Here is a 14,128-nt window from a genome sequence, read left to right on the forward strand (position 1 = left end):
GAGTCAGTGGTCGCTGACTCTGCGCATATTTTCTCTTACCCCTATCAAAATTCCCATAAATTCGGTACTATCCGCGGTCTAAATTTTTTGAGAAATAAGCGGACTATGTTTGAGATAAATCCCGTTATCAATGCGATAAAAGATATTCGCGAGCGCACTGACGCGCTTAGGGGGTATCTTTGACTTTGATGCAAAGTCAGAGCGCTTGGAAGAAGTTAGCCGAGAATTAGAAAGCCCTGATGTTTGGAACGAGCCAGACAGAGCACAGGCACTTGGCAAAGAAAAAGTTGCCCTTGAGCAAATAGTTGAAACTATCCACAAGCTCGACCAAGGTAGTGAAGATGTTGAAGGTCTTGTGGAACTTGCTGTTGAAGCAGAAGATGAAGATACCTTTAATGAAGCGCAAACTGAACTTGAAGGCCTAATCGAGCAATTGGAAGTGCTTGAATTTCGTCGCATGTTTTCAGGCCCCAATGACGAGAATGACTGCTATATTGATATTCAGTCAGGCTCTGGTGGTACAGAAGCACAAGATTGGGCAAATATGTTATTGCGCATGTATTTGCGATGGGGCGAGGCGCACGGCTTTAAAACTGAACTTATCGAAGTATCTGAAGGCGAAGTTGCTGGAATTAAAAGTGCCACGCTTCGTATGCAGGGCGAATATGCGTTCGGTTGGTTGCGCACCGAGACAGGCGTGCATCGCTTAGTGAGAAAGTCGCCATTTGACTCGGGTAACCGCCGTCACACGTCATTCTCTTCGGCGTTTGTATACCCAGAAATCGATGATGATATTGATATTGAAATCAATCCTTCTGATTTGCGAATTGACACTTATCGCGCATCTGGCGCTGGTGGTCAGCACGTAAACAGAACAGACTCTGCGGTGCGTATTACGCACGAGCCAACAGGCATTGTTGTGCAGTGTCAGAACGACCGCTCTCAGCACAAGAATAAAGATCAGGCGATGAAGCAGCTAAAAGCCAAACTTTATGAGTTTGAACTGCAAAAGCAAAACGCCGAAAAACAAGCGATGGAAGACAGCAAGTCAGATATCGGCTGGGGAAGTCAGATACGCTCTTACGTATTAGACGACTCTCGCATTAAAGATTTGCGCACAGGCGTGGAAACACGTAACACTCAAGCCGTTCTAGATGGCGACTTGGACAAATTCATTCAAGCCAGCCTGAAATCTGGGCTGTAAACCGAACTACGAAGTGACAAGGTTATGACTGACCAACAAACTGACGATAACAAATTGATTGCAGAGCGCCGTGCAAAGCTAAGCGCTATTCGCGAACAGTGCCGTGCAAATGGCTTCCCAAACAGCTTCCGTCGTGAAAACTACGCTGATGAACTTCAAGCTAAGTTCGGTGAAATCGACAAAGAAACCTTGCAAGAGCAAGGTAACAAGGTAAGCATTGCTGGCCGTATTATGGCGAAACGTGGTCCATTCTTGTTGCTACAAGATATGACGGGCCGTATTCAAGCTTATGCTGACAAAGATACGCAAAAAGATCTTAAGGCCAAATATGGCGCATTGGATATCGGCGACATCATTGGTGTGGCGGGTGACTTGCACAAATCTGGCAAAGGCGATTTGTATGTGAACATGGCGCAATACGAACTGCTCACTAAAGCACTTCGTCCATTACCTGAAAAGTTCCATGGATTGAGCGACCAAGAAACTAAATACCGCCAGCGTTATGTAGACTTGATCACCAGCGAGCAAACGCGCAAAACTTTTATGATCCGCAGCAAAATTGTTAATGGTATTCGCAAATACCTAACAGAGCGTGATTATCTTGAAGTTGAAACGCCAATGCTACAGGTTATACCAGGTGGCGCGACGGCGAAGCCTTTCGTTACACATCACAATGCGTTAGATATCGACATGTACTTGCGTATTGCGCCTGAGCTTTACCTTAAGCGTCTTGTGGTAGGTGGTTTTGAGCGTGTGTTTGAAATTAACCGAAATTTTCGTAACGAAGGTTTATCAACCCGTCACAACCCTGAGTTTACTATGCTTGAGTTCTACCAAGCGTATGCTGACTACAATGACTTGATGAACCTTACTGAAGATATGCTTCGCACATTGGCTGAAGACATTCTCGGTACGACGGTTATCAAAAATACCACGAAAGATTCTGAAGGCAATGTAACGTCCGAAGTTGAATATGACTTTGGTAAGCCGTTTGACCGCTTGAGCATGGGCGAAGCTATTCTTAAGTATTGGCCTGAAGCTAATGAAGCGGCTATTCGCGATCCAGAAGCGAATTTAGACGCACTAAAAGCAATGGCAAAGCAGCTACATATCAAAGAACCTGAGGTTGATGGCATTTGGGGCGCGGGTAAGTATTTGTGTGAAATCTTCGAAGCAACAGCAGAAGAGAAGCTTATTCAGCCTACCTTTATTACCGAGTATCCGTGGGAAGTGTCACCACTTGCCCGTCGCAATGATGAAAATCCATTTATTACAGACCGTTTTGAGTTCTTCGTAGGCGGTCGCGAACTTGCGAATGGCTTCAGTGAGCTTAACGACCCTGAAGATCAAGCAGAGCGTTTTGCGAAACAAGTTGAAGAGAAAGATGCGGGCGACGATGAAGCTATGCACTTCGATGATGACTATATTCGCGCACTAGAATACGGCTTACCGCCAACAGCGGGTGAGGGTATTGGCATTGATCGTTTGGCGATGCTATTTACAGATAGCTCTACCATTAAAGACGTTATCTTGTTCCCGCACATGAAGCCACAAGTATCAAAAGAGAGTCAGGGCGAAGACGAATAATTGTCACTAAGCGCATTGATCTTTTCTGTTAAAAGGGTATTTACGGGGACGTGAATACCCTTTTTCTTTGCTTGCGTCACAAGGTAACCGTTGATCGCATTTATCTCAGTGACTCTTTGGTGCATAACATCCTGATGCATGCTGGAGTAGTTTTCACCTGTTGCATTGGCAACTGCTAACACATTAGCATGCACCTGCTCCACATTAAACGAAACACCACAGGCCGCTGCAACTTCCACAAATTCTTCACAAATCGCCTGACGTAAATAACTAAATTGATCGTCTACAACGCGCTTATTTTGGATACCGTTTAATGCCGTGACCGGGTTGATAACAGCGTTAACTGACAGCTTATTCCACAAGGCTTTTACTATGTCATCAGCCAACTCAACGTTAGGTAAGACTGTGTTTAGTAGTGTAACAACCTTGTCTATTACTGAAGTAGGTAGGCTAGAACTGATCTTTGTACTTTCGCTTGGCACACCTATTTGTGTAGTGCCTTTGCCGGTATAGCGCACATATGTGTTATCTTGCTGATCTCTACACTTCAATGCACCGTGACTGGTGGTTGCCAGCATGAGTGGGTAATCACTACCAAGTAGTGAGTATGCTATCTCTTGGCCGCCCATGCCATTGTGCATAAGCACTATCACGGGTTTGTTTATCAAGAAGGGTTTCCAAGTGTTAAGCGCCACTTCTAATTGATGAACCTTTAAAGGAAAAATCAAGATGTCATCGCTGTGTAAAGGCGTTAAGTCGGTTTTAGGTGGCTCTAAGGGGACCTGTTTGTCGTCTATCCAACGTACGTAGGAAGGGACGGTTGTTATATTACGAGGGTAGCGACTGTAAGTCACTGAGCGCTGTTGTGCTCCCGCTGCCAATAAGCTCCCAATAGCACCTGAGCCGACAATATGAAGATGGCTCATTGAGAGGTCTCGGTATTTTCGTTTGACTTACCATGTTTGTTTTTATGCTGTTGCGCTTCTTTTGTGCTGTGAGCGTCGTCACTTTCTCGCATTGAGGTATAGCGTGTGGGAATAGTGGGCCACGGATAGCGAGTTGGTTCAGGCAAAGACGATAGCCATTGTTTCACCACATCGTGTGTAAAACCTTCGCCGTCATCTACGTCTGCTGTAACCACAATGGTACCAGTGGAAAAAGGTAAATGAAGTTGCCACGCGTGCAAATGCAACCTGTCAGCAGATGCGCCGCCGTATAATTCATCACCAAGAATAGGTGCACCCACGCTTTTTAATGCAACGCGAATTTGATGAGTTTGCCCTGAGTAAGGCTTGACGACAAATCCTCTAGTACCAGGTTTCGCAGCATGACTGAAAAACTGCGTAATGGCAGGCTTTTCTGTACTTTTTAATAAGATGCGCTGACCGCCGCGGCGATTCTTCATATCGCCGATAACACTGCCTTGTTTCTTTTTGGGTTTATGTTGGCTTAGCGCCAGATAGAACTTGACGACTTGCCGTGAAGCAAATAACTCTCCAACCTCGGCTGCGGCCTGTGGTGATTTCGCCAAACATAAACAGCCAGAGGTACCTGTATCTAAGCGGTGACATAAATACAAATCCGAACGATTTAATTGTGCTTTAAGCCTTGTGACTATACCCTGATCTTCAGTGCACCGAGCTTCTGGGCCCCAATCTTCTTCCCCCAAACTTTCAGGGTCTCGGTTTTTTAACGCAGTGCTGCTAGTTGAACGACTTGCTGAATTTTCGTTAGTGGGACTTTTGAAACGGTGGCTATCGGCAGCGTTGTGCATGCCAATACCAGAAGGCTTATTGACAATGATGATATCGTCATTCTCAAACAAGATGGGAATAGCGTGCATAGCTGCCTTTTGATTTTATTGTATAACTGTTTAGCGGTGGTTGAACTTTGTGCATTCGCAAAGAAGCACGAGTGCGATTGTTTATGCGTCGTGCTTGTCTTGGTTCTATTGACTCTTATGACTCTTATACAACGTCAAATTGACTCTAATTCTGCAATAGCTGCTTCGTAATCCAATTCGTCAACAGCGTCAATTATGGCTGAGCGTTTCGGGTCTGCTAGCCCGATTGAGTCAATCCATCCATCCAGCTTTTCTTGAGAAATAAACTCACTGGCTTTTAATGCAGCAAGCAGTTGTTTCTTAGCTTGCTGTGCAGCTGCGCTATCGTTTTGGGGCTCGCTGGCTTGTTCACTATCACCAGACGCGTCACCTGTCAGTGCATCAACAGCGGCTATGGTTTCATTTAACGTACTTAGAAAGCTTTCATAATTGTCAGAAAGGCGCTGTTCATTTCTAAAACAGCTTTCCACGGGTTTAGACGCATTGTGCAAAGCAAAAAGTCCCAAGTTACCCGTAACACCTTTTAAAGTGTGTACTAAGGAATAAGCCTCGTTGAACTCATTTTGCTCAACCATGGATTGCAACTTCGCTTCGGTAGAGCGGTATTCCTCGGAAAATTTCTCTAATAGCGTGAACAGCAGTTTTTTATTCCCGCTTAATTGTGACATGCCAAAATCAAGGTCTAACACAGTTGTTGAATTTTCCATGCATGTTTCCTTATTAACACATTTTCCGATTCTCTTTTTAATTCAAGAGAAGCTATTGAGCTTTTGAACTCATTCGTTCAACGATTTTGAGTAGCATTGAACTTACTAACCAAACACTCTTTTACTTAAGTGTATTTCACAAATACATAAATTAACACAATCAAAGCAACGTCAACGCAAGTAAAGCGCAAAAAAGTTTGGTAGTCTTCCAGCATTCTGTAAGAGTAATCCATTTGGGTTCTCAGGATCTATTGGCCCTTGGTGTTAAATTTAAATGTCAAAACTCACAAGGCCTCGCTGTCGATGAAAAAAATAAAAGGAAAAAATATGTCAGGAAAGCTGGCTACTCGTGCACTTATATTAGTACTGGGTGCGGTTCTGGTTTCTGCGTGTCAGCGCACGCAAATGGAACAAACCGCCGATGTTAATTCAGTATCAATTGCCTACGAAAAGTACACGTTGGACAACGGCCTAACGGTTATTCTTCACGAAGATCATTCTGATCCTTTGGTTCACGTAGACGTGACCTACCACGTGGGATCAGCAAGAGAAGAGGTGGGTAAATCTGGTTTTGCTCATTTCTTTGAGCACATGATGTTTCAAGGTTCAAAACACGTGGCTGATGAGCAACACTTTAAAGTGATTACAGAAGCCGGTGGGAACTTGAATGGTACAACTAATACTGACAGAACTAACTATTTTGAAACGGTACCCGCTAACCAACTTGAAAAAGTACTATGGCTAGAATCAGACAGAATGGGGTATTTACTCGACGCCGTTGATCAAGAAAAATTTGAAAATCAGCGCGAGACAGTTAAGAACGAACGTGCTCAGCGGGTAGACAATCAGCCATATGGATTGCGGTTTGAGCTAAATGGCGAAGCCTTATATCCAGAAGGTCATCCTTATTCTTGGTTAACCATAGGGTATGTGGAAGATTTAGATCGCGTAAACGTAGATGACCTTAAAGCTTTCTTTAAACGTTGGTATGGGCCAAATAATGCGGTTCTAACCATAGGTGGTGATATTGACGTGGCGCAAACTAAGGCATTGATAGAACAGTATTTTGGTGAAATTCCTGCTGGTCCTGAGGTAGAAGAGCCTCAACCGCAACCTGTTACCCTTAATGAAACCCGGTATGTGACCCTTGAAGATAATGTTCATTTGCCACTTCTGCAAATTACGTATCCAACGGTATATGCACGTCATGAAGATGAAGCGCCTCTTGACGTACTCGCAGACATTTTAGGTGGTGGGAAAACCTCGCTGTTCTACAAAAATTTAGTTAAGCAAGGTATGGCAGTACAAGCGGTTGTCTCTCATCCTTGTCGAGAGTTAGCGTGTGAGTTTCAGCTTTTGGCGTTAGCGAACCCTTCAAAAGTTAACCAATTAGCGCAATTGCAAAACATATTGGAAGCGACGCTGGCAGAGTTTGAAACTCGTGGAGTGACAAGTGATGATTTAGCACGTACCAAAGGACAAATTGAAGCAAGAACCGTGTTTGGGTTACAAAGTGTTTCGGGTAAGGTATCTGAGCTTGCTGCGAATGAGACATTCCATCAAACTCCAGACCTGATTGCGCAAGATATCGCGCGTTACAATGCGGTAACTGCCGAAGATGTAATGCGAGTGTATAAGCAATATATCAAAGACGCACACAGTGTGGTGTTAAGCGTCGTTCCCAAAGGACAAATCGCCCTTGCCGCAGCCCCCCAAAACTTTGAACGACCTGTTCGCAATATCCCTGCTCCGCAAGCTGAAGAAAATGAAGGTCGGGTAGAGGAAGAAACGTTTACCAGTGCACCTTCGAGTTTTGATAGAAGCAAAGTTCCAGCAGCGGGTAAAGCGCCGGTGGTGGAAGTGCCTGACTATTGGAAAGCGTCTTTAGAAAATGGAATTGAAATACTGGGGGTAACGAGCGATGAGACACCAACTGTGACGCTCACGCTTGGTTTAGACGGCGGCATGTTGCTCGACCCAGAAAACAAAGCGGGTACGGCTTACCTTACCGCGCTATTAATGAACGAGACTACCCAAAACTACACCAACGAGGCATTGGCAAATGAGCTTTCAAAATTGGGGAGTTCAATAAGTTTCAGTACTGCAGGAAGATACACACAGGTGTATGTATCAACACTAACAAAACACCTTGATGCAACGCTAGAGCTACTGAAAGAAAAGCTCTTTAACCCAGCTTTTAGTGAAGATGACTTTACGCGCATGAAAGAGCGCGTCATTCAAGGGCTTCAACAACAAGCAAAGACACCATCAAGTTTAGCCCGTCGCGCAAGAGACCTAGTGCTGTTTGGTGAAGAAAATAGAGTGAGCTTACCTGATGAGGGCACGTTGCAAAGCGTTCAAAATATTACCCTCAATGATATTAAGGCGTTCTATGAACGCTACTATTCCCCGGCCAAAGCAAGTATGGTTGTGGTAGGAAACCTATCTAAAAATGATATGCTAAAAGCCATAGATTTTGTCGGTAAGTGGCAAGGTGAAGATTACGAATTCACTGATTACAACGCGTTTCCTGAATACGATAAAACGAACCTTTTCTTTGTGGATAGCCCACAAGCTGTTCAATCAGTGGTATACATTGTTGAAAGAAGCCTTCCTTTTGATGCAACGGGAGAATACTTTAAAACACGTCTGATGAATTTCCCTTTAGGCGGTGCGTTTAACAGTCGCATCAATCTGAATTTACGCGAAGACAAAGGTATTACTTACGGTGCCAACAGTGGCTTTATTGGCGGTAAAACGCTAGGTTGGTTTGAAGTAAGTACAGACTTGAACGCGGATAGCACGGCGCAAGGGATAACAGAGATTTTCAAAGAAATTGAAAACTATCGCATCGAAGGCGTCAACGAGTCAGAAATTGCATTTATGCGCAATGCATTTACATTGAGTGATGCATTGGAGTTTGAAACCCCAACCAGCAAAGCGCGCTTTTTGAGACAGTTGTTAAGTTACGACCTAGATAAAACGTATCGCAACGAGCAATTAGACATTATTAACAGCATTGATAAAGCCACAATTGACGCGTTAGCAAAGCAATATTTGAATATGGACAAGATGCAAATTATTGTAGTAGGCGATAAAGCTAAGGTTCTGCCTCAGTTGAGCGCGTTATCAGTACCAATTATCGAGTTGTCAGTAGAGCAAAACACCCGAGAAACGTTAAACTGATTAATTGATTTTTGTTGAATTTATAGGATTGCCCCCCATAACAGGGGGCAGTAATGACATAACGGACCATCATTTTGACTGCAAACTCAGCCCGTTTCGAAGCGCGTATTGACGCGCTACAGTCCTCTGCATTTCTTAATGCGCTTAAAGATATTAAACGCGGTGTGGAAAGAGAAACTCTGCGTATCAACCCCAATGGTACACTAGCTCAAACGCCGCACCCAAGACCCCTAGGTTCGGCGCTGACACATGAGTCTATTACCACTGACTTTTCTGAGTCGCTTCTAGAATTCATCACGCCACCTGAAAATAGTGCTGCCAAGACAGTGGCGCAGTTAAAAGATATTCACAAATTTGTAATCGACAATATTGGCGATGAGCAAATTTGGCCATTGAGTATGCCTTGTTTTATTGACGATGAAGCACACATCCCCATTGCCTATTTTGGCGAATCGAATGTTGGGAAGATGAAACGTGTTTATCGTATTGGTCTTAAAAATCGTTATGGCAGTATGATGCAGGCCATTGCTGGTGTGCATTTTAACTTCTCATTTCCAGATAGCTTTTGGGAACTTTGGTCAGAACTAAATGGCAATGCGCATTCGCAAGAGCAGACTTCTGCGGATTACTTCGGACTAATTAGAAACTATCGTCGGCTTTGTTGGTTAATACCTTACTTGTACGGTGCATCGCCAGCACTTTGTGGTTCGTTCTTAAAAGGTAAAGAACATGCTCTGCCATTCAAAAAGGTCGGTAAAGGTACTGTTTATATGCCTTATGCCACGTCACTACGAATGAGTGATTTGGGATACACCAGTGCAGAGCAATCGTCACTTAAGATATGTTACAACGAATTAGACAACTATGTGCGTTTGCTGCGCGGTGCAATGAGCACACCTTCAACGCGATTCAGTCAGTTCGCTGCTGGTGAAGAAGGGAACTACCAACAACTTAGCAGAAACATCATTCAGATTGAAAATGAGCTTTACTCGCCAATTCGCCCTAAACAGCCTACCCAATCTATGGAAAAACCCACAGATGCATTGGTGAGAAGGGGGGTGAATTACATTGAAGTTCGCGCTTTAGACGTTAACCCGTTTTCACCGATTGGGATTTCACAAACGCAGTTTGATTTTCTAGACGTGTTTTTACTTGCCTGTTTGCTGATACCGAGTGCTGACTTGGACGAGGCGCAGATAAACGAAGCAAAAGAAAATATGAACAAGGTGGTGCTTGAAGGACGAGATCCTGCGTTGCAGCTTTTGCGAAATGGAGATGAAGTTTCCCTGCGTGTATGGTGTGATGAGTTATTCGGTTATTTCAAACAAGCTGCAGCATTACTCGATAAAGCCAATGAAACGGCGCGTTATAGCGAAGCGGTGAGTGTTGAGCTTGAGAAAATACATAATCCAGATCTAACGCCATCGGGACGGTTGCTAAATGAATTGCTACAGCACAACAAAGACAATGGTACATTGGGCTTAGAATTGGCTGAAAAGTATCAAAGCGAAATGAAAGCTTTTGCTTACAGCTATACAGATGCGAGTGGGTTTGTTGAGCAAGCAGATGCTTCATTTAGCGCGCAACAAGAAATTGAAGCCGCTGATAGCAAAGACTTTGACACCTTTATTCGTGATTATTTTGCAGAACCGCCAGCTAAAAAAAATGCCTGACAAGGGTCAGGCATCGAAGGGTTCCAGGGAAACACACACTTTACTAGAACATTAATTAAGACAAGCTATGAACCAAAAGTTCAAAAAATTGGTTAGTTTTTTTATCAACTTTTATCGTCCTGTTTCCTCTTTTCATCGCGGGGTGTGCCACCACACCCCCAAAAGATATAAGCAATCTGTGCGAAATATTTTACGAGAAAGACGACTGGTACGACGCGGCCGCGGATGCTCGTGATAAATGGGGGGTGCCAATTCACGTGCCGATGGCCATGATGTATCAAGAAAGTTCGTTCAGGCATGATGCATTGCCGCCCCGTGATTACGTGTTTTTTGGCATGATCCCGTGGGGACGCGTGAGTTCAGCGTATGGGTATTCTCAAGCTAAAACACCTACATGGGCTGATTATGTGCGAGAAACGGGTAATAGCGGTGCTGATAGAGACGATTTCGAAGATGCCATTGACTTTATGGGCTGGTTCATCCACAAGTCACAAAAGGTAAATGGCGTATCTAAATGGGATGCATATGCGCAATACCTCAATTACCATGAAGGGTGGGGGGGCTATAAGCGTCGTTCTTACGATAAAAAACCGTGGTTAAAAAAGGTAGCCTCAAAAGTGAAAGCGCGTTCTTTGCGCTACGCCACGCAACTTAAAACCTGTGAAGAAGACCTTCAAAAAGGTTGGTTTATGAAGCTGTTCAGTTAAGACTTAAACGCAAACATACAATTAAAAGGTTTTAATACTGCCCGGCTGATTAAAAAAAGCTTTCCCTGATTGTTCAAGCAAGGCGGGAATGTTGAGGGGAACATGGACGCCCACGGTTTCTTCAATGTGCATGATATCGTTAAGTATGTAACGCCCTTCTGCACTGGTAAGAAACCAATAGGGAGGAAAGCCCAGTTTTGTTTTGCTTGCGTCCCACAGTGCGTTGTATGGGACATAGTGTGAAGTAAGTGGATCAGCATCCCCCATATGGATCACCGAATTGGTATCATCAAATGCCAATCGAAACACCATGTTCTCAACATCAGCACGTCTTGGCCAGCCAGCATGTGGAATGCGTACCGCGTCAAATTGTATCCCCTTTACTGTTTTTTGCCATGGAGCATCACCAAAGGACATACTGACACCGAGAAGCCTATTCGTAACACTGGCATTGTCGGTGTGTGCTTGTATTTGCGCTATAGCCTGAGATGGACCAACTAGGGTTACCTGAGGGAATTGGTTTAGATACGTAACAATATCTTCTGCAGAAAAATGATCTTCATGGGCATGGCTTATCACTATGACGTCGATATCATTAAATGGCGCTATGCCTTTAAACATTTTTTCACGTAAGTGTTCGGGTACTTTTTGATAAAATCCGAAGTCGTTGTGTAAAAAAAGGGTCAAAAAGTACCTTATGCCCACCGTGAATTACAAGTAACGCTTCATTACCTAAATAATGGGCTGAGCCTTGTTTATCTTCATTTACCTGATGTGTATTTTCATGCGTTTGATGCGCCTTAACTTGAGATAACGATAGTAATGCACAAAGCATAGCTGCACTAAACAAAACTACACTCAGTACTTTCTTCACAATGTAATTCCCCATGTCTTTCTCAGTATTGATCATCATTATTTACGCGTTTTTTTTATTGCTGAGCATTGTGTCCGCGTAGAGTTCGGACAGAAATAAGTGTCCGACCCGGACACTTCTTAACAAGGTTTTTTATTAAATTGCATATAATTCAATAGATTAAATGTTGGCATGTAATTCGTATTTCGTTTTATATATGTACTTTATTTAGTACGGCTATTCATTAACGTATAAAGAGAATTTGTCATGATGATGTTGCTTCATTATATCAGCCTCCCAATCTTGGTGTTTGCCTTTGGTGTGATACTCGCCAATGTTGAAACCACATTTGGCTGGGAAAAACGATGATTCAAGATACTAGTAAACAAGATGTTGTTGTAAAACCCAAACGAAGAACAAAGCTTTGGATTTTGTCTTTGGCGTCTGTCTTTGTTTTGGGTGGGTTGGGGTATGTATTGGCGTCGTCACCCGCAGCGGATATTTCAATAGAAAGAGAATCGCTGAAAGTACATACCGTTTCAAAGGGTAACTTAGTTCGCGACATTATTACAACAGGTAAAATTATTGCGGCAAATGCACCCCAAGTTTATAGCCCTGAGCAAGGTTATGTTTCACTAAACGTGATGGCAGGCGACTTCATCAGCGAGGGGGACATTGTTGCCATTGTCGAGTCTCCTGAATTGCAAAGTGCGCTTAAACAAGAGCAACTGGTACTTGCTAGTTTGCGCAGTGACTTGGCAAGACAAGAGCTTGATGTTAGACGGCAAACACTGCTGTTAAACAAACAAGCTGATTTAGCAAAAGTCGAGCTTGATGCAGCTATCCGCGAGGACAAACGCGCAGCGTTATCCATAAAGAATAACCTCATTAGCCAAATTGATTTTGAAAAAGCACAAGATGATCTGGCGCGTGCACAAGTTACTCACAAACACGCGATGAGCGAAATTGAACTGGCCGAAGACACCCTGGCCTTTGAACTTCAAACAACGAAGGAAAAAGTGTCGCGTCAAATGTTAGTGGTACAAGAGCTGGAGCGACAACTTGATAACCTGCACATTAAAGCCAGTGTGTCCGGCGTTGTGGGTAATGTATTAACTACACCCAATGCGCTAGTGGACAAAAACGAGCCTTTAATGACATTAGTTGACCTCTCTGCCTATGAAGCTCAGTTATCAGTTGCCGAGAGCTATGCCGGTGACATAGGTATTGGGATGGATGTTGAGCTAACGGTAAATGGCCAAACAATTATGGGGAAATTGGCATCTATTTCGCCTGAAGTTGTTGAACGACAAGTAACTGCGCGGGTTCGCTTTCCTGAAAACAGCATTCAATCTATTCGTCAGAACCAACAAGTATCGGCACGTATTCTACTGGAAAATAAAACGGGTGTACTCAAAGTGGCCCGAGGAAGCTTCTTACAAGCCGGTGGAAACACTGCATACCTTATACGCGGAGATATTGCGCAAAAAATAGCTATTCAAATTGGCGCGACCAGTATGCGCGAAGTTGAGATTTTAGAAGGTTTACAGGAAGGCGATGAAATCATCACTTCCAACTACGACAGATTCAAGCAGGCACCATCGGTGTTGCTGAGATAAGACAAGGAATACAACAATGTTGAAAATGCAAAATATTAGCAAGGTATATCAAACTGACAGTGTCCAAACCCACGCACTACGCGATTTTTCGCTGGAAGTGAAAGAAGGTGAATTTATTGCGGTGACTGGACCTTCTGGCTCAGGAAAAACCACCTTTCTTAATATGGCTGGGATCCTCGAGCCTTTCACATCCGGTCATTATTCATTAGATGGCATTGATGTCGGTGGTTTATCTGATAATCAGCGCGCTGACTTAAGAAATCAAAAAATTGGATTTATTTTTCAAGGGTTTAACCTTATTCCTGACCTCAGCCTTTTTGAGAATGTGGAAGTGCCATTGCGTTATCGCGGTGTACCGGCCAAAGAGCGCAAAAAACGAATTGAAGAATGCCTTGAGCAAGTAGGGTTAGCGAGTCGTGCCAAACACTTACCTCAACAGCTTTCTGGTGGGCAGCAACAGCGTGTTGCTATAGCGCGAGCACTTGCAGGAAAACCTCGGTTTTTGCTAGCCGATGAGCCCACAGGGAACTTAGATACGTTAATGGCGCGACAGGTTATGGAGCTTTTAGAAGAAATTAACCGCAACGGTGCCACTATCGTTATGGTTACACACGACCCAGAACTAGCACGACGGGCGCCGCGTAACATACAGGTGGTTGATGGCCAGCTTGCAGACTTTACCTTATATCAAGGTGTGCCTGAAGCGAGTCAACCAGTTGTTGATACGCGAATTAAAGCAGAGGTGTAAC

At 43.9% G+C, this 14,128-nt stretch carries 12 protein-coding genes; 7 read left to right on the forward strand and 5 right to left on the reverse strand.

Translation table 11 applies throughout. The features are described from left to right. The first annotated feature begins 105 nt into the window (after positions 1–105). A protein-coding gene (prfB, locus tag EYR97_RS04600) for a peptide chain release factor 2 (RefSeq protein WP_131092641.1) occupies positions 106–1,204 on the forward strand; the annotation gives its coding sequence in 2 pieces (ribosomal slippage) (positions 106–180 and positions 182–1,204; 1,098 coding nt in all). A gap of 24 nt (positions 1,205–1,228) precedes the next feature. Further along, positions 1,229–2,791 carry a lysine--tRNA ligase gene (lysS, locus tag EYR97_RS04605; protein ID WP_131092642.1) on the forward strand — a complete coding sequence of 521 codons (1,563 nt, stop codon included), beginning with the start codon at positions 1,229–1,231 and terminating at the stop codon, positions 2,789–2,791. Here lysS and EYR97_RS04610 read toward each other — a convergent pair. From EYR97_RS04610 to EYR97_RS04620, 3 genes are all read right to left on the reverse strand, one after another. Next, positions 2,773–3,717, reverse strand: a complete 945-nt coding sequence (locus EYR97_RS04610; protein ID WP_131092643.1) for a ketopantoate reductase family protein — start codon at positions 3,715–3,717, stop codon at positions 2,773–2,775. The two genes, lysS and EYR97_RS04610, sit on opposite strands and share 19 nt — an antisense overlap. Further along, a complete protein-coding gene (locus EYR97_RS04615; protein WP_131092644.1) occupies positions 3,714–4,634 on the reverse strand; it encodes a pseudouridine synthase in 921 nt (306 codons plus the stop codon). The genes EYR97_RS04610 and EYR97_RS04615 overlap by 4 nt, the downstream gene beginning before the upstream one ends. 134 nt (positions 4,635–4,768) lie before the next feature. Then, positions 4,769–5,341 (reverse strand): Hpt domain-containing protein, encoded by a 573-nt coding sequence (locus tag EYR97_RS04620; RefSeq protein WP_131092645.1) that lies wholly within the window; start codon positions 5,339–5,341, stop codon positions 4,769–4,771. A gap of 327 nt (positions 5,342–5,668) precedes the next feature. On the opposite strand from EYR97_RS04620, the gene EYR97_RS04625 reads away from it, so the two are divergent. The 3 genes from EYR97_RS04625 to EYR97_RS04635 all read left to right on the forward strand — a co-directional run bounded on the left by EYR97_RS04625 (position 5,669) and on the right by EYR97_RS04635 (position 10,907). Next, positions 5,669–8,527, forward strand: coding sequence for a pitrilysin family protein (locus tag EYR97_RS04625; protein ID WP_131092646.1), 2,859 nt, complete (start codon positions 5,669–5,671; stop codon positions 8,525–8,527). A 74-nt stretch (positions 8,528–8,601) separates the two neighbouring features. Further along, positions 8,602–10,200 carry a glutamate--cysteine ligase gene (gene gshA / locus EYR97_RS04630; protein ID WP_131092647.1) on the forward strand — a complete coding sequence of 533 codons (1,599 nt, stop codon included), beginning with the start codon at positions 8,602–8,604 and terminating at the stop codon, positions 10,198–10,200. A gap of 113 nt (positions 10,201–10,313) precedes the next feature. After that, positions 10,314–10,907: a hypothetical protein gene (locus EYR97_RS04635; protein WP_181409130.1), complete on the forward strand. Its 594-nt coding sequence runs from the start codon at positions 10,314–10,316 to the stop codon at positions 10,905–10,907. A gap of 21 nt (positions 10,908–10,928) precedes the next feature. Here the strand turns inward: EYR97_RS04635 and EYR97_RS04640 are convergent, their stop codons facing one another. Beyond that, positions 10,929–11,528 carry an MBL fold metallo-hydrolase gene (locus EYR97_RS04640; protein ID WP_131092649.1) on the reverse strand — a complete coding sequence of 200 codons (600 nt, stop codon included), beginning with the start codon at positions 11,526–11,528 and terminating at the stop codon, positions 10,929–10,931. 4 nt (positions 11,529–11,532) lie between these two features. Further along, on the reverse strand, positions 11,533–11,820 hold the full coding sequence (locus tag EYR97_RS04645; protein WP_131092650.1) for a hypothetical protein: 288 nt from the start codon (positions 11,818–11,820) through the stop codon (positions 11,533–11,535). A gap of 305 nt (positions 11,821–12,125) precedes the next feature. On the opposite strand from EYR97_RS04645, the gene EYR97_RS04650 reads away from it, so the two are divergent. Next, on the forward strand, positions 12,126–13,379 hold the full coding sequence (locus tag EYR97_RS04650) for an efflux RND transporter periplasmic adaptor subunit (RefSeq protein WP_131092651.1): 1,254 nt from the start codon (positions 12,126–12,128) through the stop codon (positions 13,377–13,379). 16 nt (positions 13,380–13,395) lie between these two features. Then, positions 13,396–14,127: an ABC transporter ATP-binding protein gene (locus EYR97_RS04655; RefSeq protein ID WP_131092652.1), complete on the forward strand. Its 732-nt coding sequence runs from the start codon at positions 13,396–13,398 to the stop codon at positions 14,125–14,127. Position 14,128: the final 1 nt, after the last annotated feature.

The organism is Alteromonas sp. KUL42, assembly GCF_006538325.1.
Taxonomy (GTDB): Bacteria; Pseudomonadota; Gammaproteobacteria; order Enterobacterales; family Alteromonadaceae; genus Alteromonas.

Coding starts and splice junctions, on each gene's coding strand:
- lysS (WP_131092642.1), top strand. CDS start 1,229: ATGACTGACCAACAAACTGACGATAACAAATTGATTGCAGAGCGCCGT.
- EYR97_RS04610 (WP_131092643.1), bottom strand. CDS start 3,717: ATGAGCCATCTTCATATTGTCGGCTCAGGTGCTATTGGGAGCTTATTG.
- EYR97_RS04615 (WP_131092644.1), bottom strand. CDS start 4,634: ATGCACGCTATTCCCATCTTGTTTGAGAATGACGATATCATCATTGTC.
- EYR97_RS04620 (WP_131092645.1), bottom strand. CDS start 5,341: ATGGAAAATTCAACAACTGTGTTAGACCTTGATTTTGGCATGTCACAA.
- EYR97_RS04625 (WP_131092646.1), top strand. CDS start 5,669: ATGTCAGGAAAGCTGGCTACTCGTGCACTTATATTAGTACTGGGTGCG.
- EYR97_RS04640 (WP_131092649.1), bottom strand. CDS start 11,528: ATGTTTAAAGGCATAGCGCCATTTAATGATATCGACGTCATAGTGATA.
- EYR97_RS04645 (WP_131092650.1), bottom strand. CDS start 11,820: ATGATGATCAATACTGAGAAAGACATGGGGAATTACATTGTGAAGAAA.
- EYR97_RS04650 (WP_131092651.1), top strand. CDS start 12,126: ATGATTCAAGATACTAGTAAACAAGATGTTGTTGTAAAACCCAAACGA.
- EYR97_RS04655 (WP_131092652.1), top strand. CDS start 13,396: ATGTTGAAAATGCAAAATATTAGCAAGGTATATCAAACTGACAGTGTC.